This is a genomic window from Pseudomonas sp. MS01C9, from assembly GCF_058202755.1.
This window is the reverse complement of sequence record NZ_CM177073.1, coordinates 5,093,214-5,112,262: the sequence shown is the minus strand read 5'-3', so window position 1 is coordinate 5,112,262 and position 19,049 is coordinate 5,093,214. Positions and strand designations below refer to the sequence as shown.

The following is a 19,049-nucleotide window of genomic DNA, read 5'->3' as shown; positions in this document are numbered from 1 at the left end:
TATTTGACATGTTATCGCCATGACGGCAGTTCTCGACAGCTCATGCCGAAGGTTAGAATGCGGCAAACCAGGAAGAGTCAATGACCGAACATACACTCTCGGAAGCCGAATACGACGCCATTACCGATGCGGCCGCGCACTGGTGCATGCGTATGCATGCTGCCGACTGTAGCGATGCCGAACGGCTGGCCTTCAAGCAGTGGCACGATGCCGATCCCCTGCATGCGTTCGAATACGCCGCCATGCTGGAGATCTGGGACGTCGCCGATCACTTGCCGCGCGTCGAACCCGCGCCGCCGGTCCCGGTGTCTCGTCCCCGGCCGCGGGCGCGCTGGCGTCCCCTGGCCGCTGCCGCCGCGGTGCTGGTGCTGGGGCTGCCACTGGCGGCCTATACGGGCTGGAACCTGGGCTGGCTGGCCAATTCCTACGAGCGCTTCGAAGCCGACGCAAGCGTACGGCGCATCATCCTGGGCGATGGCAGCCAGGTAGAACTCAACCTGGGCAGCGAGCTGGTATTCGCCAATTACAAGAATGAGCGTCGCGCGACCCTGAAAAAGGGCGAGGCGTTTTTCGAAGTCAGCCACGATACCCAGCACCCGTTCATCGTTCGGGCCGGCCAGGGCCAGGTACGGGTGACCGGGACCCGCTTCAACGTCTGGATGTATCAGGACCAGGTGCGCGTCACGCTGGTGGAAGGCTCGGTACTGGTCGCCAGCAACCATGCACTGACGAAAAACGGCTCGCGCCTGACACCCGGCATGCAGGCGATCTACAAGGCCGGCGATTTCCAGCCGCAGGTCCGCGAAACGCCTGCCGATGACAGCTCACTGGCATGGCGCAGCGGCAAGCTGGTGCTGGATAACCTGACCCTCACCGATGCGCTGCCGCTGATCAACCGCTACCTCGACCGTCCCGTCATGCTGGCCGACAACAACACCGGCGCCCTGCGCATCGGCGGTATCTACAACGTCAGTGAAGTGAAGAACCTGGTGCCGTCGTTGCCAAAAGTACTGCCGGTCTACCTGACGCAGAACAAGGACGGCAACCCGGTGCTCAATGCCGTCGGCCAGAGGCCGACCAGCACTCAGAAAACTGCTCCCCGTCAATGACAAAGGGCCGGCGTCGGCGTCGGCGTCGGCGTTGACGCTATCGCAGGCTGTCTTGCGGCTCCAGGCTTATTGCGTGGCCACCCTGCCGGCCTCATCGCGCTCACGAATGATCAGCGCCTGGTAGTGGGGATCGGCCTTGATCTGCTGTTCGGTGAATGGCAGCACGCTCCAGCGTTTCTTCGAGAACGCCTCGGTCTGGTCCGCCGAATGAGGGGATGCCGGGTCGCTGGAAATGGAGAATGCCAACAGCCCTTGTGCCTGGGGCCCCTTGCTGTCGAATGTCACCACTTGCAGGTAACTGGTGCCGCTGACCACTTCGCGCTTGCCGTTTGCCCCCGGCACACTCTGAATCGCATTGTAGATCCCCAGCTCCCCAGGCCCGCCGTGGATCGGTGTCTGCCGGCCACCGCTGCTGGCGACCTGAAGATCCTGCCAGCGGCTGGAGGATGGCAGCCCGGCGGCCTTCACCGCCTCCACCGAGGCGACCATGGCCTGGCGCACTGCCTCGCTGACTGCCGGCTTCTCGACAGCCAGGCCTCGTGGCGTATGTTGTGGGTCCTTTGGGTCGAAGGCCACGCGCCAGGCATCAGGCACGGCCTGCAGCCGCTCCATGATGCGCTGGAAATGAACGAACCCCAATCCGCTGTCCAGGCCAGCAGTACGGTCCCACGCCTTCAGGCTGGCACACGCCTGAGCCAGTACCGCTGCAGCGGCGCCCGATTCGGCCGAACAGAACGCCAGCAGGTCTGGCATCACCTGGTCGGCCAGGTAGACCTGGTCGTCCATTACCATGCGCTGCAAGTCCTCCACCTTCACCGGTCCTTGCTGGGCCAGCCTGCCGAGCCGGTCCAGGGCAAAACGCGACCGCTGGCCCAAGGGCTGGCCTTGCTGGCTGATCAAGGGCGAATAGCCGGACAATGGTTGTGACGGGTTGACCATCCAGGCCGAATCGTTGGAATTCTGCACAAAGTCGCGGCGCAACAGTTGCGGAAGTTTTTCGGCGGCGTAGATGCCTTTCTGCGCAGCTTTCGGGTCCACATCCCAGGCGCATTCGCTACGCGAGCCGTCCAGGACGATCAACTTCTGCCCGGCCCGCGGGTCGCTGCAGCGGGCCAGTTTATCGGCCCCCACGTTCGGCACCACCGACAGGTTCATGTACAGGCTCTGCCCCTGGTCATCCACCGCCAGGGTGTTGACCCACGGAATGCCCTGGATCTCATGCACGGTATTCTGGAAATCCTCGAGGGTGACAGCCCGGTTCATGGCGTACCACTGGGCCAACACCCGATCGTTTTCCAGGTTGGCATCCCGCAGGCTGTAGGCGAACTGGCCGTCCCAGTCCAACCGTCCGGGCCACTGCACCACCGGCCCGAACCGGGAGCCGTAGACCACCCGCGAAATCGACTTCACCTGGCCGTCGGGCTGCCTGATTTCCACCGTGACCGTCTGCTGGCTCATCGGTACGGACTCACCATCGATCAGGTAACGGGTCGGGTCCTTGGGATCGAGCTGCAGGCGGTACAGGGTGAAATGCTTGGAAGTGTCGACAGTGTGGGTCCAGGCCAGATGCTGGCTGAAACCGATGTTGATCACCGGCAGCCCCGGCAACGCGGCGCCCATGACATCCAGCTTGCCCGGGATGGTCAGGTGCATCTGATAGAAGCGCATGCCCCCCAGCCAGGGAAAATGCGGATTGGCCAGCAGCATGCCGCGTCCGTTGAAGGAACGTTCACTGCCGATGGCCAGCCCGTTGCTGCCGCGCTCCAGGGCGAAGCGCTGCTGTCGGTCGGCGGCGACCACGAAATCCGCCACCGGCACGCCGGCGTCCGCCGAAGCCCTGGGCGGCTGCGCACCGGCCAGGGCTTCGGCGAACTGGCCAACGCCGCCTTCCACCAGCAGACGACGGGTCAACTTGACCAGGTCCAGCGCGGTGATCGGTCGTACCCATTCGCTCGCGCATTGCTCAGGCAGCCCTTTGGCCCGGCGCTCGGACAAGGCACGGTTGTAGCCCACCGCATACCCCTCGACCAGCTGTTTCACCTCGGGCGTCTGTGCCTGCCAGAAACCGGAGACCGCCTGGGGGGTGTTGAGCCAGCTGAAAAACAGGTCGCTGGCGGTGTTTTTCCGCTGTTCGACCGTGACCTGGTCGGGCCCGAAATACCGCGAGCGCTGGCCATTGACCGTGACGATTTCATTGGCGAGCAGGCAGAGATTGTCCTGGGCGTAGGCATAACCGATGCCATAACCCAGGCCACGCTCATTCTCGGCACGGATATGCGGCACGCCAAACTGGGTACGACGGATCTCGGCGCTGGCCTGTTGCGCATCGCCCTGGGCGCTGGCAACGGCGGCAAGCCCCAGCCCCATGCCCAGAACCGCGCCTGTGAGGCAAAACCTCGATAACTGCCCGGATATCTTCACGTTCACTCCTGATCGAAAACCTTGAAAACCGGGACGGCTACTGAAAGGACAGCAGGAAAAACGTCATATCCGGCCTGGAAATCACATCCCTCGGGCATGAAGCCGGGAACGCGCCTTCCTTGGAAACGAACCGGATAAAAAAAAATTAATGACCAGCCAGAGGCCTGATCACGGGGCTTGCACGACATTGCCGCATTTTTTTACAACCGCGCCTTCATGATTGGCCGCTCTCGTTCGTCCTATCAGGAGAGTATTTGCAATCTTTTCTTCTGTTCAGGCTGGTAAGGAGTTTCTGCATGCATAACGCGCAACTGCCCAGGGAGGGTAAGCCGGGGTCAACCGGCATCGCGATAAAGACCCCCGACAACGTGTTCGCCAGGCCAACGGAACGCGGCAGCAATGAGCACATCAGGCGCCTGCTCAAGAGCTTCGGGCTCAGAACCAGCCTGATTCGCCTCAAGGTCATCGATGCGCTGCTGACGGCGGCAGGGGAAAACCGCAGCCTGGGTGTACGAGGGGTACACAGCCAGTTGGTGGGGCTGGACATTCCATTGTCCTTCCTCAGCGTACGCGAGGTCTTGAAGCGCTTGTGCAGCGAGGGGGTACTGACACTCAACCCCGACAAGAGCTATAGCCTGCACCACAGGGCAATGGCTGCGCTCGAGGCTGGCGACTGACGCCAGGCGCTCCCTGCAAAGCGCTAGGGCTTGACCTTGCGTCGCATCACCCCGTTGATCACGACGACGATGACCGCCACGGCAATGGCGATGTATTGGAACAGCTGTTCGCTGATCATGCCTTTGTTCTGCATCCAGGACAGCCCGAGCATGATTGCCAGGACCACGAGGACGATCAGGATCGAGTATTTCAAGCGTTGCGAATGAGTCATTGCCAGTTCCTGAATGTATCCGTTCTGTATCCGTCTGCTTGCCAGGTGCCTACCCGATTCCAGGGACAAGGGGCAGCACACGGGGTCCCATGGTACAGCCGAAGGCGCGTTTGCACGCAACCCGGTGCTGTTCATCATGAGGATTTATTTATGTTTCGTCGTATAACCCTGCTGCTCGCACTGTCGTCCACCCTGATGCTGGGCGGCTGCCTGTTCTTTCCTCACGACCGGGGTCATGGCGATGGGCCAGGGCGCCACGGCGGTCCAGGCTTCGACCCACACCGTTGACTGACGTGGCTGAATCGTCAGAAACCGACGGGCCGCCTGCCAGGCCAGCGGCATCAGACTGATTACCCAAAGCAGGAACAAATGCCCACACGGCAGGGCATTTGTTCGTACAACTTTAAGTCAGGTTTCCTCCGCAAACTAAGGGCAACGCTTATTTCGGCCCTGAAACCCGCCCACGTATTCTCGAATAAGAGGCACTTACCTCCTTTGAAAATAACGTTGGAAACCATGCAAAACTTGCTGACAACTTCCTCACCCAATCGATTGACAGGTTTTTGCCTGGCTATCGCGCTTTTCGAACTCCTCACCTACATGGCCAGTGACCTGGTCATGCCCGCCATGCCTGCAGTCACCGAAGAGCTCGGTGCGACTGCGGACCAGATACCCTATGCCTTCAACCTCTACCTGCTGGGCGGCGTCATGCTGCCCTGGCTGATCGGCCCCCTGTCGGATCGCCATGGGCGGCGCCCCTTCATGCTCGCCGGCTGTGCCGGCTTCGTGCTGGCGTGCGCGGCGATTACCCAGGTCACCCACATGCCGGGGTTCAATGGCCTTCGCCTGATCCAGGGCATGGGCCTGGGCTTCGTGATTGCCGTCAGCTATCCCGCCATACAGGAAATGTTCAGCGAATCGGACGCCGTGAAGGTCATGGCGCTACTGGGCAACCTCGCCCTTCTCTCTCCCTTGCTGGGTCCTTTGCTGGGGGGGCTGATGCTGCAATGGCTGTCCTGGCGCGAGCTGTTCCTGCTGCTGGCCGGCCTGGGGGCGATGAGCTGGCTGGCCTTGTGGGGGTTCATGCCGCACAAACCCGGACCGGCTTATCGCCAGTCGGCGTCCGAGCCCTTCGAGCTACCCAGGCTGCTCAAGCGTTATGGCGCCTTGCTGGGCCATGTCGGTTTCCTCTCTGCCAGCGTGGCGCTGGGCCTGATGAGCCTGCCCCTGATTGCCTGGATAGGCCTGTCGCCGTTGCTGTTGATCGAGGGCCAGGGCCTTTCTCCGCTGCTGTACGGGCTGTGGCAGGTTCCGGTCTTCACCGCGGTGATCCTCGGCAATCTCCTGCTCAATGGCCTGGTGGAGCGGGCTGGCGTGCGCGGTGTGCTGCGCTACAGCCTCTGGCCCCTGTGTGCAGGCCTGATCGCATTGGTGCTCGCCAGCCGCTTGCCGCTTTCCCTGCCGGTTCTGGTCGGCGCCCTGTCGCTCTATGCCCTCGGGCTGGGCATGGGCAACGCAGCACTGTATCGACTGGCCCTTTACGCCAGCGACGATAGCAAAGGCCTGGTCTCGGCCATGGTCGGGATGATTTCCATCGCGGTGATGAGCTCGGCCGGTTCGCTGCTGGCACTGTTGGGCGCCGGATCAAGCCTGGAATCCTTTGCGCTGAAGACCGGCGTCGCCGGGCTCAGCTGTCTTGTGGTGTTGCGCCTGTTCATGACCCGTCCGGTCACTCAAGCCTGATTTGCCGTCCTGAGGAAATCCAATGATCCATTTCCCCCATGCCGATGCGCTATGCGCATCGCGCCATCCCTATAGCCCCGAATCGATGCCCACCGGACTGTTCGATCGTGCCATGGCAGAGATCAGCCTGTTCCATAGCCACCACACGCCGGGTTATGAAGACTGGCTCAACGCCAACGGCCTTGGCGCCGCAGACCTGGAACATTTGACCGACTGGTCGCGCCTGCCGCCCATCTACGCCAATTACTTCAAGCAGCGACTGCTGCTCAGCCCCACCGCCGGGGATGCCCTGGAACTGACCTCCTCCGGCACCAGTGGGCAGAAAAGCCGCATGCGCTACGACGAACGCAGCATGGCGGCCGCCCAGGGGATGGTGGCGCGGATCTTCGAGCACTACGGCTGGTTCACGCCGGATTCGCCTTGCAATTATCTGTTGCTCGGCCACGAACCCGAACCTGACAATCGCCTGGGCACTGCCTATACCGATCAGTTCCTGTGTCGCTTTGCCCCGGTCAATCGCGTTGCGTATGCGTTGCGGCGCACCGGAAAAGGCCATGAGTTCGATGTCTTTGGCGTCATCCGCGCATTGCAGGAATTCGCCGAGCAGGGCCTGCCGGTCAGGATATTCGGCTTCCCGGCGCTGCTTTGCCATGTACTTGAGCGCATGCGCGAAAGCGCCGTCCCGGACCTGAAGCTTGCGCCCGATTCCCTGGTGTTCCTGGGAGGCGGCTGGAAAAAACAGGCCGCCCAGGAGATTCCCCGCCAGCAGGTCTATGAGCACATCCGCCGGCAGTTGGGTATCGACACCCAGCGTTGCCGGGACGGCTATGGCGCGGTCGAACATGCCGTGCCGTACATCGAATGTGCGCACCACCGCTTCCATGTGCCGGTGTACTCGAGAGTCTTCGTCCGCCACCCCTCGGATTTCAGCGTCCAGCCATTCGGCGCACCGGGTCTGCTGTCTTTCGTATCGCCCTACATCTCTTCCAGCCCGGCCCATGCCGTGGTGATGAGCGACCTCGCGACCCTGCACCCCGCCGATTGCGAATGCGGCTCGGCTACCCAGTGGTTCGAGCTGCATGGCCGTGCCGGTACCAGCGCCAGCCGAAGCTGTGCCATGGCGGCCGCCGAAATGATCAAGGAGAACTGACATGTACCTCATCAACGGCCAACTGCATGGGGAGCTGCCCCTGGACGAGACGCTGCAGCGGTTGCAGGCACGGCTGCCCGACCTCCTGGCCTCGCCACCCTCGAGCGACAGCGTGCTCGAATGCGCCGAGACGTTCGTAGAAGAGCTGCGCTCTGCCGGTCGAGCCCCATTCCTGACCGAGGATCAGTGCCAGGCGCTGATCGCCTTCTGCAGTCGCGATCACCTGGGCGTGAAGCTGACGCGTGAACTGGGACCGTCCCCTCGCTCGATCAGGCGCATCGACTACAGCGATGGCCCCTTCGAAAGCTGGCAGCCCCTGGGCCTGGTGGTACACGTCACGCCGGGCAACGCACCGCTGCTGGCGTTCTGCGCCGCCCTGGAAAGCCTGCTGGCGGGCAACATCAACTGGATACGTCCAAGCACCCGTGACGAGGGCCTGACGGCGCGGGCGCTCAAGGCCTTCCTCGATTGCGATCCAAGTGGCCGCCTGCGCGAATACCTGGCGGTATTGCCGCTGCCGTACCACGAGAACAAACGTCTCTTCGCCCTGGCGCAAGGCGTCAGCGCGTGGGGTGGAGAAACGGCCCTCAGGGCCATGCGCGAGCAGATCCCCGGCGGGTGCCGCTGGATCGACTGGGGCCATCGCATCAGCTTCGCCTATGTCACGCTCCGCGCCGCCAGCCCACAGGCACTGGACTGCCTGGTGGACGAAATCTGCCGCCTGGATCAGCAAGCCTGCTCCAGCCCGCAATGGCTGCTGGTGGACAGCGATGAACCTGCTGCGTTGCAGGCATTGGGCAATGCGCTCGCCGCTGCGTTCGAACGACGGTCCGGGCGCTGGCCGGCGCTGGCGGTCAGCACCGCGGAGGCCTGCGAGATCACTACCCGGACGGCTCTTGCCCGACTGGACCAGAGCTTCGCGCAAGTCACCGGCCAGGTCTGGGACGGCAGCGGCTGGCGCATTCTGTGGGAACATCATCGCCAGTTGTCGCCATCGCCGCTGTTCCGCACGCTATTGCTGCGCCCCGTCCCTCGGGCGGCATTGATCGAAACCCTGCTGCCCTGGCGCAATGTACTGCAAAGCTGCGCGCTCATGTGTGAAGCGGACCAGGCCGCGGAACTGACCCGCGGCCTGCTAGCCGCTGGCGTAACCCGTGTTTCAGCGACCGCGGCCGTCCAGCAAGGCTATGACGGCGAGCCCCATGACGGCGTCTATGCGCTGCAACGGTTGAGCCGTCGGGTGTCGGTCAGTCTCGAGGCGGATATCGCACCTCATCGGGTCACCCTGGACCGGCCGCCCCCCGCTCTGTCGGTCGACGCCTCGACACCCATCATGGACAAGGCGGCTTTCGCCGCATTACCCGTCAGTGCCCAGGCACAGCTGTTCTTCCGCTCCGGCGGCAGCAGCGGTGCGCCTGTGCTGGCGTCCTACAGTCATCGCGACTTCGATCGCCACATGCGCGCGGCAGCCGACGGGTTGCGCGCCGCCGGACTCGATCCCGCACGGGACCGTGTCATGAACCTGTTCTACGGGGGCGGCCTCTATGGCGGTTTTTTCAGCTTTTCGAAAATTCTTGAACAGATGAACGTCGTGCACTACCCCATGGGCGCTCCCTCGGACAACGATTTCGATGAAATCGCCCGGTTGATCGTCGCCCATGACGTCAACACCGTAGTGGGCATGCCGAGCACCCTGCACCGCTTGTTCTCCAGCCAGCGGCCCGCGCTCCAGGGTTACGGTGGCGTACGCAAGGTACTGCTCGGTGGCGAGCACCTGGGCCAAGGCAGTCGGCAACTGCTTCAGGACTGCGGCGTCACGAGCATCCGCTCAGCCATCTATGGCACCGTGGATGCCGGCCCACTGGGCCATGCCTGCCTCGCCAGCGACGAGGGTGTCTTCCATCTGATGGCCGACATCCAGCACCTGGAAATCGTCGCCCTGGACCAGGACATCCCGCTAAGGCGTGGGGACACCGGACGGCTGCTGTTCACTTCCCGCCTGCGCCAGGCACAACCCCTTCGCCGCTATGAAGTCGGCGATTGTGGACGCTGGTTGACCACCCCTTGCCCGTGTGGCCTGGAATCGCCACGGTTCGAATTGCGCCAGCGTCACGGCCGCCTGGTTCGCATCGCCACGGAGTTCATCAATACCCAGGAACTCACCGAACGGGCGCAAGTGGCCATCCAGGTCGTTCTCGATCACGACGCAAGTGGCTGTGAACGCTTGCTGATTCGCGCCGACGGTGATGCCAGGGCGGTCCGCCACAGGGTCCTGGGCCTGCGGCCATTGTCCACCTCGGTCAATGCCGCCCTGCTGGTACTGGAAGTCCAATCCTGTCCGGTCGAGTGCTTCGAACATAACAGGCACAGCGGCAAGGTCCCGCTGGTGATCGACGTCAGAAAACACGGCTGATTGCCTTTTGCCTGTCCGTCACCCCGTGAATTTTTCCAGAGAATCCCGATGAGCATTTCCTTCACGTTTGAACCCTGGCTGGCCCATGTCCGCCAGCATTCAAGGTATTACCAGAGACACCTGGGACATCTACCGTCCCAGGGCTGCGCCTTGCAGGACATACCTGTTGCGGACGTCAACGATTACTGGTCCGACAGCCAGGACCTGGACACCTGGGAGGTACTGACCGATCGGGTACAGGACGCACTGGTCTTCAAGACCGGGGGCACCACCGGCCAGGGGAAACTGTCGGTCTATACCCATCAAGAGTGGCAATGGATGCTCGACTGTTTCGGTCGCAGCCTGTCCACGCAACTCAAGGCAGGGGATCGAGTCGCCAATCTGTTCTTTTCCGGGGACCTGTATGCCAGTTTCCTGTTCATTCACGGCGCCCTGTCTCGCATTGAAGCAGCCATCACCGAGTTCCCCTTCACCGGCTCGGTCGAACCCGACATCCTGGCGGACGCCATTACCGCGCACCATATCAATGTGCTGGCCGGGGTTCCGGCGCACTTGCTGGCATTCGCCAGCCACCTGAATCAGCAGGGACGGACGTTGCCCCAGGTCACCACGGTGCTGTTCGGTGGAGAGCACCTGTTCGAAGGTCAACTGCCATCGTTGAGAAGCGCCCTTCCGAAGGCACGCTTCACATCGATCGGTTATGCCAGCGTGGACGCCGGGCTGGTGGGGGCCAGTACCCCGGACTGCAATCCAGGGGAACACCGGGTCTTCGACGAACAGACTCGGGTGGAAATCATCGATGAACTGAGCGGGGATGTCATCGAGGCGTGCGACCGACCCGGTAACCTGGTGGTGACCAACTTCACCCGTACCTTGATGCCGATCCTACGCTACCCGGTAGGCGACCGTGCCTGCTGGCGTGAACCGGTCGGTACGCCGCGCCGCAAGTTCGCGCTTCAGGGACGCAGCAGCCACAGTCAACGGGTACGGGTAGGCGTGCTTTCGCTGTCTGCGCCGCAGATCAATGAAATCATCCAGGGCATGGCCGGTGACGCTCAATGGCAACTGATCATCGAGCAGGTGGCAGGCAACGATCGCGTGGTGCTCAAATGGACCCCCGGCGTTCCCCTTCAAGCATATGAATCATTGTCACTGGCGCTGGAGGCCGCTCTCACCAGGCTGTATCCGGGCATCGAGCGGGTTGGCCTGGAGGTCCGGGCCTGCCATGCACGGGACCTGGAGCGCCATCCCCGCTCCGGCAAGCACCTGCCGGTCATCGATCGGCGATCCTACGGCCCGACGGGCCGCACCCAATGAGCGCCTTGGTCATCAGGCCGTTCAGGCCTGCGGATGCCGTCGGCACAAGCGAACTGTTCCGCCGGGTGTACGGGTACCACTACGTTTCGCCGGACGTCTACCTGCCCCACATGATCTGCCAACATAACCTGCACCAACGGTGGCATTCCATGGTGGCGGTGCTGGATGAACGTGTCGTCGGCCATGCTGCGCTGTGCCAGGCTGCCCCCCGTCATGAAGATGCGGAACTGGCGCTGATGGCGGTGGATCCCACCCTGCAAGGCAGTCAGATTGCAACCCGCCTGGGTCGGCAGTTACTGGAGCGGTGCCAGGACCTCGGACTCGCCAGGCTGTCGATCAAGCAAGTCACCAGCCATCCCTACAGCCAACGGCTGGCACAACGACTGGGTTTCCATGACACCGGGCTGATGCCCGACCATGTGCCTTCGCCGTTCGACGTTGCCCTGGCCGAAACCGTGGTGGTCGGCTGCCAGATGATCCAGGGCCATCGCCGGCCATTGCCCTCGATCCGATGGCCTGCGACATGCCAATGGTTCATGGCCCCAATGGCATCGCGGTTTGGCGTCACGCTCGATGACGCCCCGTGCTCGGTGCAACCTCTGCAACTCAGGCAGTTGCCGGGGCGGGTCGACGTCGTGGCTGGACACATCGGCCGTCACCTGGCCAGGCAACTGCAACAATTGCCTGCCCACTGGTCCATCTCAGTGAGGCTCAGCCTTCGCCGGCAATTCAACGACGATTACCGGCGACTGATGGCGGCCGGATTCATCTTCACCGGGCTGATGCCCGGCGAGGCAGATATCAGCTGGCAGGCGCTGTTCCACCGAGGGGCGCTGGCCCGCCGGCTCGACCTGATCTCAGCACCGATGCAACGTTTGCATGAGCAACTACAGGCCCATACCGAGAACTGGAGAGGATCGATAACAAGCTCGGCGGCATGATACCAGCGACCAGCGCGCACCCGTACCAGGGGCAAGGATCGAAGAAGCCTTGATCGCCGCCGCCTCCCGGTCATGGGCCGGGAGGCGGCGGGTCCTCCAGCAAAGTGACGATGCTGGGTTCAATGGCGTTTGCATCCACCTCCAGCAAGGCCAGGGTCACCGGCAACTTGAAACGCCGACGCCCTGCACTGCCCGGATTGAGGTACAGGCGCTCGCCGCGCCAGTCGATGCCGGGCTTATGGGAATGGCCGGTGATCACCAGTTTCACGCGCGGGTCGAGTGAAGCCGGGACATCGGCGATGTCGTGCACCAGCAAGACCTGCCACCCGCAGAGGTCGAACTGCAGGCGATCGGCCAGCCGGCCAGCCCAGTCGGCCCCCAGATCGTTGTTACCGCGCACTACCTGCAAAGGGGCGATCTCGGCCAATCGCTCAAGAATATCGAGCCCACCGATATCACCGGCATGGATGATCTGTTCGCAGCCGCGCAATGCCTCGAGCGCTTCGGGGCGCAGCAGGCCGTGTGTATCGGAGATGACGCCAACCTTCATGCCTGCCCCCTCCCCCGCATTGCGGCAATGGCTTGCGTGACGCGACGCATGGACTATTACTGGACTGACGCCCGACGGGCACTAGCCACAGGCCCATGTGTCTTTACTCTATCTTTTTTTCGCCCCACGAGTGCCACCACCTGTACCGGCCCTACCGTAGTCAGCTAACGTGCCGGTTTCGGATAAGGTAGGCTGCGCACCGCAAGATGCGCAGAAAAGTCGCCAAAGGATATGTAATGCTCGGACGCAAACAGCCGGAGCCAAAGATAGACAGTACCGACGAGGCCTTTTCCCACCCGGCCGTGAAGGCTGGGGCTGCACTGCGGCTTACGGTCAGTTTCATGCTGGTGGTGGTTGTGGCGTTCCTCAGCGTTGAAGGCTGGCGGACATGGCGTGACTATCGTGCGGCCTTCGCGGCCGCCCGCGACTCGGTGACGAACCTGGCGCGGGCAACGGCGCAACATGCCGAGGACACCATCCGGCAAGTGGATGTGGTGACCGCCGCGCTCAGCGAGCGCGTGGAAGGCGACGGACTCCAGAACATGGATATCCCGCGCATCCACAAACTGTTGGTGCAGCAATCGGCCATCATGCCGCAACTGCACGGGCTGTTCATCTATGGGCCCGACGGCAGATGGCTGGTCACGGACAAGGCAGCGATACCGGAGGAAGCGAACAATTCGGATCGTGACTATTTCCAGTACCACCGCACCCACGAAGACCGAAACGTGCGCATTGGCCAAGTGATCAGGAGCCGATCGACCAACGATCTGATCATCCCCATCTCCCGCCGCCTGAACAATCCCGATGGCTCCTTCGCCGGGGTGCTGCTGGGCACCGTCAAGGTCAGTTATTTCGTCGATTACTACGGTGATTTCAAGATCGACGACAAGGGCGCCCTGGTCCTGGCCATGCGCAATGGAACCATCCTGGTAAGACGCCCCTTCATCGACTCGGTGGTGGGCAAGAGCCTGGTCAACAGCGTCATCTTCAAGCACTTCCTGCCGAACTCGAACCAGGGCATCGCGCAAGCCAGGGCCGTCGTCGACGACACCGAGCGGCTGTATGGCTACCGAGCCCTGACCACCTACCCATTGGTGGTGGAAGCCGGCCTGTCCCGGGAATCCATCATCGCCCCCTGGCGTCGCGACCTGCTCAAGACCGGTTTCGTGCTGGTGTTCCTGATCCTGACCCTGGTCAGTTTCGGCCTGATCGTGCTGAGCCAGTTGCGCTATCGGATGGCCATGGAACAACAGATCCTCGATGCGCACCAGACCATGCGGGCCATGGCCCTGACCGACAGTCTCACCGGGTTGTACAACCGCAGGAAACTGGACATCACCCTGGCCGATGAGCTACGACTGGCCAGGCGCCAGGGTTCTTCGCTGGCGCTGATCATGCTGGACGTGGATTACTTCAAGCGCTTCAACGACAAATACGGGCACGCCGCGGGCGATGACTGCCTGCGGGCGATCGCCAGTGCGATCCAGCATGCGGTCAAGCGGCCGAGCGACCTGGCCGTCCGCTATGGCGGTGAAGAGTTCACCGTCCTGCTGCCCAGTACCGACAGCGTGGGTGCCGCCAAGGTCGCCCAGACGATACTGGAATCCATCAGGGCGCTGAACATCGAACACGGCGACCATCCATTGGGAATCGTCACCGCCAGCGCGGGAATCACCAGCTGTCGGCCAGGCACGGACGACGTGACGCCCGCCATGCTGATCAAGGCCGCCGATGCCTTCCTGTATCTGGCCAAGAACACCGGGCGCAACCGCTGGTGCAGCGCCGAACCGGCGCCGCGCTAGCCCTCCGGGTGACGGCCGCGGTACCGCCGTGCATCGGTCCGCGCACACAAATCCAAGTCCACAGGTGCCGGGCAGCCGCCTGACGGCTACAATGCGCGCTTCGACCGTGACCAGCCTGATTAGAAAAACACATGTCCTTGCCCAAGCATCATCTGGAATTGCTCAGCCCTGCCCGCGACGTGACCATCGCCCGCGAGGCCATCCTGCACGGCGCCGACGCCGTGTACATCGGTGGCCCGAGTTTCGGTGCGCGTCATAACGCCTGCAACGAGGTGGGCGATATCGCCCGGCTGGTGGAGTTCGCCCATCGTTACCACGCCCGGGTGTTCACCACCCTCAACACGATCCTGCACGACAACGAACTGGAGCCGGCCCGCCAGCTGATCCATCAGTTGTACGATGCTGGTGTCGACGCGTTGATCGTCCAGGACCTGGGGGTGATGGAACTGGATATTCCGCCGATCGAGCTGCATGCCAGTACCCAGACCGACATCCGTACCCTGGCAAGGGCCAAGTTCCTCGACCAGGCCGGGTTCTCGCAACTGGTACTGGCCCGGGAGTTGAATCTCCAGGAAATCCGCGCCATCGCCGACGAAACCGATGCCGCCATCGAATTTTTCATCCACGGCGCCCTGTGCGTCGCGTTTTCCGGTCAATGCAACATTTCCCACGCCCAGAACGGCCGCAGCGCCAACCGTGGGGACTGTTCCCAGGCCTGCCGCCTGCCCTACACCCTCAAGGATGACCAGGGCCGGGTGGTCGCCTATGAAAAACACCTGCTGTCGATGAAAGACAACAACCAGAGCGCCAACATCCGTGCCCTCGTGGAAGCCGGTGTGCGCTCCTTCAAGATCGAGGGGCGCTACAAGGACGTGGGTTATGTGAAGAACATCACCGCCTACTACCGCCAGCGCCTGGACGATGTCCTCGAAGACCGTCCCGACCTGGCCCGCGCCTCCAGTGGCCGTACCGCGCATTTCTTCGTGCCCGATCCGGACAAGACCTTCCACCGGGGCAGCACCGACTATTTCGTCAGCGAGCGCAAGATCGACATCGGCGCCTTCGATTCGCCGACCTTCACCGGCGTACCGGTGGGCGTGGTGGAAAAGGTCGGCAAGCGCGACCTGCAGGTGGTGACGTTCGACCCGCTGTCCAACGGCGACGGCCTCAACGTGCTGGTCAAGCGGGAAGTGGTGGGCTTCCGGGCCAACATCGCCGAGCCCAGGGGCGAGTTCGAAGAGGACGGCCAGAAGCGCTACCGCTACCGCGTCGAGCCCAACGAGATGCCAGCCGGGATGTACCAGCTACGTCCCAACCACCCGTTGAGCCGCAACCTGGACCACAACTGGCAGCAAGCACTGCTCAAGACTTCGGCCGAACGCCGGGTGGGCCTGTCCTGGGTCGCGCACCTGCGCGAGGAACGCCTGGAACTGGTCGCCACCAGTGAAGAAGGCATCAGTGCCAGCGTCAGCCTCGACGGCCCCTTCGGCCTGGCGAACAAACCGGAACAGGCACTGGAGCAGTTGCACGACCTGCTCGGCCAACTGGGCACCACCGACTATCACGCCACGTCGATCAAGCTGGATGCGCCCCAGGCGTTCTTCATCCCCAACTCGCAGCTCAAGGCGTTGCGGCGCGAAGTCATCGAAGCCCTGACCGCTGCCCGTGTCGCCGCCCATCCACGCGGTGGCCGCAAGGCCGAGACCGACCCGCCGCCAGTGTACCCGGAGTCGCACCTGTCGTTCCTGGCCAACGTCTACAACCAGAAGGCCAGGGATTTCTATCATCGCCATGGGGTCGAGCTGATCGACGCAGCGTTCGAGGCCCACGAGGAGACCGGCGAAGTACCGGTGATGATCACCAAGCATTGCCTGCGGTTTTCGTTCAATCTCTGCCCCAAGCAAGCCAAGGGCGTCACCGGCGTGCGCACCAAGGTTGCGCCGATGCAACTGATACACGGCGACGAGGTGCTCACCCTGAAGTTCGACTGCAAGCCATGCGAGATGCACGTCATCGGCAAGATCAAGGGGCATATCCTCGACCTGCCATTGCCAGGCAGCACGGCGGAGCCGGTGGTCGGCTACATCAGCCCTGAAGACCTGCTCAAGACCATCCCGCGCGCACCGCACTGAGCCACGCCCTGCGCAAGCGAGCGGCTCGCGACGACGGCAACCGGATCAGCCTGGATGCAAGCTGATCCACCGCCATCGCGAGCCTGCTGGCCAGTCGTGGACCCGCTTGGCGTTCCCCGGGTCCTGCATCAGGCTCGGATCAGGTGAATACCCGCTCACCCACATCGTTTTTCAAATCTGCGCCGTTTTTGCTTCGCTGTGCGACACAATCCCCTGCAAGACTCCCCCGCCCCTCGCTCGCCTGTTAGGTTGTAAGCGTTTGTGTCACAAAATCAGACACTTGTCTCCCAACCGCCTGCAAAGGAATGCCCAGCAATGGACTTCTCGCTCAAACACCTGGCCGCGGCCACCCTGATGCTGTCCAGCCTCGCCTCGCTGACCACGCCCGCCTTCGCCAACATCACCGCCCAGCAGGGCTCGACCATCGTCAAAACCTTCGCCAGCACGCCGGTCTCCAACTTCAGGCAGTTCCTCGCAGAAGTCGCCAAGAGCGACCTGGCCAAAACGGCCAATCTGGCTCCGGCCATCAGTGCCTTCCAGGGCAACAAACCCCTTTCGGCTGAGCAGCAGAACGAAATCCATCGCCTGCTGGGCCTCTATGCCCGGGTGAAATACGGTGCCGCGGCCACCGAAACCCTGCGCGAGCTGGTGGCCATCCCGACGTACCGCCAGGACGGCGTGGCCCAGCATGAGAATCCCGAGTTCCTCAAGATCGCCGACAAGATCAAGAGCCTGGCCCAGTCTTTCAACCTGAACTTCCGCAACGTCGATAACCGCGTCTACGAAATTACACTCGAAGGCAGCGGCAACGAGGTCGTGGGCATCCATGCCCATGCCGATGTGGTACCCGTGACGCCGCAGAACTGGGTGCTGAAGGACGGCACCCGACTCGACCCGTTCAAAATCACCCTGGTGGGCGACCGCATGTACGGCCGGGGCACCGAGGACGACAAGAACGGCATCGTCGTGGCGCTCTATGCCATGAAGATCATCAAGGAAGAACAACTGCCGCTGGCGAGAAACTTCAAGCTGCTGGTGGACACCACCGAGGAAACCACCGGCGACGCCATCCCCTACTACTTCGAACGCAACCCCACACCCGACTACAACCTGGCGCTGGATGGCGGCTATCCGGTCGTGATCGCCGAGAAAGGCTATGGCACGGTCATGGCCAAGTTCCCCCGGCGCACCGCAGAGGGCAAGGGCGCCGAAATCACTGGATTGACCGGAGGCCTGGCAACCAACCAGATTCCATCCACTTCGGTGGCCACCTTCGCCAGCGACAGGCCGACCGAGCTGGCCGCCAGCCTGCTCAAGGCCGCAACCGAGTACGCCAGGCGCAATGGCGGCGATTTCGAAGTGGCTACCCAGGTGGCCGGCCCGGATGTCCAGTTGACCTTCACCGGGGTTTCCGCCCACTCCTCCGAACCCGAGTCGGGCGTCAACCCCGTGGCGAGGATGCTGGACTTCATCAACGGCCTCGACGCACAGGTGGCGCTCAAGCACAACCACATCACCGATGCCGCTCGTTACGCCGCCGAAAACTGGGGCCTGGACTACCTGGGCAACAAGCTCGGGATCGGGTTTTCCGACACCTTCATGGGCCCGTTGACCGCCTCCCTGACCTACGTCGGGATGGATGACAAAGCCTTCAAGCTCGCCGTCAACCTGCGGGTGCCGGTCGGCAAGCCTACGGCAGCGCTCAAGACGGAAATCGCTGACAAGCTGGCGGCCTGGAGCAAGAAGTCCGACGTTGCGGTGGCCTTTGACTATTCCATTGACGATCCGATGTACCGCAACCCCGAAGGTGAATGGGTCAAGGCGCTGCTGGCCGTGGCCACCGAGAACCTGGGCATGGAACACAAGTTCGGCACCTCGGCGGGCGCTACGTCGGTCCATGACCTGCCCAACGGCGTGCAATTCGGCCTGGCGATGCCTGACGTCAAGTACACCGGTCATAACGACAACGAGTTCAAGACCGTCGAGCAATTCCTGCTGGACCTGCAGATCGTGACCGAGATGATGGGGCGGATCGGGCAGATGCCGAAGTTGTAGACATCCCTGCTCGGGGGCCAGTGAGCTTTGCTGGCTCCCAGGGTCTGTACGAAAAGTCTTGAGAGAAAGCTCAGGCGAGGCAGTTTTCAACGCAACATGAACGAGTATCAAGGCCGTTCGTACAGGACCTGACAAGGCTGCTTCATTCCTTCAGGTGAGTGGCGCTTGGGTCGATGACCTTGGCGGTGATGTCCACCAGCTCCAGGCCCCAGTCACCTTGCAGGTACCAATCCTCCCCGCTCATCTCCGCCGGGTGCATGGTGCGATCGGCACCGTTGCCGCACGCCAGGGCAGTCGATGCGCAATACCGATCGCACCCCCAGCAGATACGTTCAGGGTGTTTGGGGCTGATGGGAAAGGGTTTGGCCATGTCGATACCGCTGACGGATGGGTGTAGGTGCACCCTATCGCTGTACCGCCAGGGCACATTTGATTTCGATCAAGAACGGGCGATGAACCACGATCTGGCCCGGCGCAATCGCGCTGGAAATTGACAATAATCATTATTATTCGCAGCGAACATT

15 protein-coding genes are annotated in these 19,049 nt (G+C 62.6%); 11 read left to right on the top strand and 4 right to left on the bottom strand.

Annotated elements, in window-relative coordinates; genetic code table 11:
- Window positions 1-80: 80 nt before the first annotated feature.
- Window positions 81-1,109: a FecR family protein gene (locus AC1M7R_RS23195; protein ID WP_072390997.1), complete on the top strand. Its 1,029-nt coding sequence runs from the start codon at window positions 81-83 to the stop codon at window positions 1,107-1,109.
- Between the two features lie 66 nt (window positions 1,110-1,175).
- On the opposite strand, the gene pvdQ is transcribed toward AC1M7R_RS23195, so the two are convergent.
- Window positions 1,176-3,530 carry a bifunctional acylase PvdQ gene (gene pvdQ / locus AC1M7R_RS23190; protein ID WP_334223617.1) on the bottom strand — a complete coding sequence of 785 codons (2,355 nt, stop codon included), beginning with the start codon at window positions 3,528-3,530 and terminating at the stop codon, window positions 1,176-1,178.
- A 296-nt stretch (window positions 3,531-3,826) separates the two neighbouring features.
- Here pvdQ and AC1M7R_RS23185 point away from each other — a divergent pair, with 296 nt between their 5' ends.
- Window positions 3,827-4,207, top strand: coding sequence for a fe2+ zn2+ uptake regulation protein (locus tag AC1M7R_RS23185; protein WP_072390994.1), 381 nt, complete (start codon window positions 3,827-3,829; stop codon window positions 4,205-4,207).
- Between the two features lie 23 nt (window positions 4,208-4,230).
- Here the strand turns inward: AC1M7R_RS23185 and AC1M7R_RS23180 are convergent, their stop codons facing one another.
- Entirely contained in the window at window positions 4,231-4,419 is a 189-nt protein-coding gene (locus AC1M7R_RS23180; RefSeq protein ID WP_024780171.1) for a hypothetical protein, read from the bottom strand.
- A gap of 150 nt (window positions 4,420-4,569) precedes the next feature.
- Between AC1M7R_RS23180 and AC1M7R_RS23175 the strand changes: the two genes are divergently transcribed.
- From AC1M7R_RS23175 to AC1M7R_RS23150, 6 genes are all read left to right on the top strand, one after another.
- Entirely contained in the window at window positions 4,570-4,707 is a 138-nt protein-coding gene (locus AC1M7R_RS23175) for a hypothetical protein (protein ID WP_165887563.1), read from the top strand.
- 228 nt (window positions 4,708-4,935) lie between these two features.
- Window positions 4,936-6,162 carry an MdfA family multidrug efflux MFS transporter gene (locus AC1M7R_RS23170; protein WP_072390991.1) on the top strand — a complete coding sequence of 409 codons (1,227 nt, stop codon included), beginning with the start codon at window positions 4,936-4,938 and terminating at the stop codon, window positions 6,160-6,162.
- A gap of 22 nt (window positions 6,163-6,184) precedes the next feature.
- On the top strand, window positions 6,185-7,312 hold the full coding sequence (locus AC1M7R_RS23165; protein WP_072390988.1) for a LuxE/PaaK family acyltransferase: 1,128 nt from the start codon (window positions 6,185-6,187) through the stop codon (window positions 7,310-7,312).
- A gap of 1 nt (window position 7,313) precedes the next feature.
- Window positions 7,314-9,725 carry an acyl-CoA reductase gene (locus tag AC1M7R_RS23160; protein WP_490609945.1) on the top strand — a complete coding sequence of 804 codons (2,412 nt, stop codon included), beginning with the start codon at window positions 7,314-7,316 and terminating at the stop codon, window positions 9,723-9,725.
- A 48-nt stretch (window positions 9,726-9,773) separates the two neighbouring features.
- On the top strand, window positions 9,774-11,042 hold the full coding sequence (locus tag AC1M7R_RS23155) for a phenylacetate--CoA ligase family protein (RefSeq protein ID WP_490609944.1): 1,269 nt from the start codon (window positions 9,774-9,776) through the stop codon (window positions 11,040-11,042).
- Window positions 11,039-11,983: a GNAT family N-acetyltransferase gene (locus tag AC1M7R_RS23150; RefSeq protein WP_490609943.1), complete on the top strand. Its 945-nt coding sequence runs from the start codon at window positions 11,039-11,041 to the stop codon at window positions 11,981-11,983. The genes AC1M7R_RS23155 and AC1M7R_RS23150 overlap by 4 nt, the downstream gene beginning before the upstream one ends.
- A 70-nt stretch (window positions 11,984-12,053) precedes the next feature.
- On the opposite strand, the gene AC1M7R_RS23145 is transcribed toward AC1M7R_RS23150, so the two are convergent.
- The gene (locus tag AC1M7R_RS23145) at window positions 12,054-12,533 is read right to left on the bottom strand and encodes a metallophosphoesterase family protein (protein WP_490609942.1); all 480 of its coding nucleotides are present in this window, start codon (window positions 12,531-12,533) and stop codon (window positions 12,054-12,056) included.
- Between the two features lie 236 nt (window positions 12,534-12,769).
- Here AC1M7R_RS23145 and AC1M7R_RS23140 point away from each other — a divergent pair, with 236 nt between their 5' ends.
- The 3 genes from AC1M7R_RS23140 to AC1M7R_RS23130 all read left to right on the top strand — a co-directional run bounded on the left by AC1M7R_RS23140 (window position 12,770) and on the right by AC1M7R_RS23130 (window position 18,525).
- Complete coding sequence (locus tag AC1M7R_RS23140) at window positions 12,770-14,338, top strand: sensor domain-containing diguanylate cyclase (protein ID WP_072459234.1); 1,569 nt, start codon at window positions 12,770-12,772, stop codon at window positions 14,336-14,338.
- A gap of 131 nt (window positions 14,339-14,469) precedes the next feature.
- Complete coding sequence (locus AC1M7R_RS23135; RefSeq protein ID WP_072390970.1) at window positions 14,470-16,470, top strand: peptidase U32 family protein; 2,001 nt, start codon at window positions 14,470-14,472, stop codon at window positions 16,468-16,470.
- 315 nt (window positions 16,471-16,785) lie between these two features.
- Window positions 16,786-18,525, top strand: coding sequence for a dipeptidase (locus AC1M7R_RS23130; RefSeq protein ID WP_076407112.1), 1,740 nt, complete (start codon window positions 16,786-16,788; stop codon window positions 18,523-18,525).
- Between the two features lie 142 nt (window positions 18,526-18,667).
- Here AC1M7R_RS23130 and AC1M7R_RS23125 read toward each other — a convergent pair whose 3' ends face one another.
- A complete protein-coding gene (locus AC1M7R_RS23125; RefSeq protein WP_072390963.1) occupies window positions 18,668-18,895 on the bottom strand; it encodes a DUF3079 domain-containing protein in 228 nt (75 codons plus the stop codon).
- Between the last annotated feature and the right edge of the window lie 154 nt (window positions 18,896-19,049).

Coding starts and splice junctions, on each gene's coding strand:
- AC1M7R_RS23130 (WP_076407112.1), top strand. CDS start 16,786: ATGGACTTCTCGCTCAAACACCTGGCCGCGGCCACCCTGATGCTGTCC.
- AC1M7R_RS23185 (WP_072390994.1), top strand. CDS start 3,827: ATGCATAACGCGCAACTGCCCAGGGAGGGTAAGCCGGGGTCAACCGGC.
- AC1M7R_RS23155 (WP_490609944.1), top strand. CDS start 9,774: ATGAGCATTTCCTTCACGTTTGAACCCTGGCTGGCCCATGTCCGCCAG.
- AC1M7R_RS23165 (WP_072390988.1), top strand. CDS start 6,185: ATGATCCATTTCCCCCATGCCGATGCGCTATGCGCATCGCGCCATCCC.
- AC1M7R_RS23150 (WP_490609943.1), top strand. CDS start 11,039: ATGAGCGCCTTGGTCATCAGGCCGTTCAGGCCTGCGGATGCCGTCGGC.
- AC1M7R_RS23160 (WP_490609945.1), top strand. CDS start 7,314: ATGTACCTCATCAACGGCCAACTGCATGGGGAGCTGCCCCTGGACGAG.
- AC1M7R_RS23180 (WP_024780171.1), bottom strand. CDS start 4,419: ATGACTCATTCGCAACGCTTGAAATACTCGATCCTGATCGTCCTCGTG.
- AC1M7R_RS23170 (WP_072390991.1), top strand. CDS start 4,936: ATGCAAAACTTGCTGACAACTTCCTCACCCAATCGATTGACAGGTTTT.
- AC1M7R_RS23140 (WP_072459234.1), top strand. CDS start 12,770: ATGCTCGGACGCAAACAGCCGGAGCCAAAGATAGACAGTACCGACGAG.
- AC1M7R_RS23125 (WP_072390963.1), bottom strand. CDS start 18,895: ATGGCCAAACCCTTTCCCATCAGCCCCAAACACCCTGAACGTATCTGC.
- AC1M7R_RS23145 (WP_490609942.1), bottom strand. CDS start 12,533: ATGAAGGTTGGCGTCATCTCCGATACACACGGCCTGCTGCGCCCCGAA.
- AC1M7R_RS23175 (WP_165887563.1), top strand. CDS start 4,570: ATGTTTCGTCGTATAACCCTGCTGCTCGCACTGTCGTCCACCCTGATG.
- AC1M7R_RS23135 (WP_072390970.1), top strand. CDS start 14,470: ATGTCCTTGCCCAAGCATCATCTGGAATTGCTCAGCCCTGCCCGCGAC.
- AC1M7R_RS23195 (WP_072390997.1), top strand. CDS start 81: ATGACCGAACATACACTCTCGGAAGCCGAATACGACGCCATTACCGAT.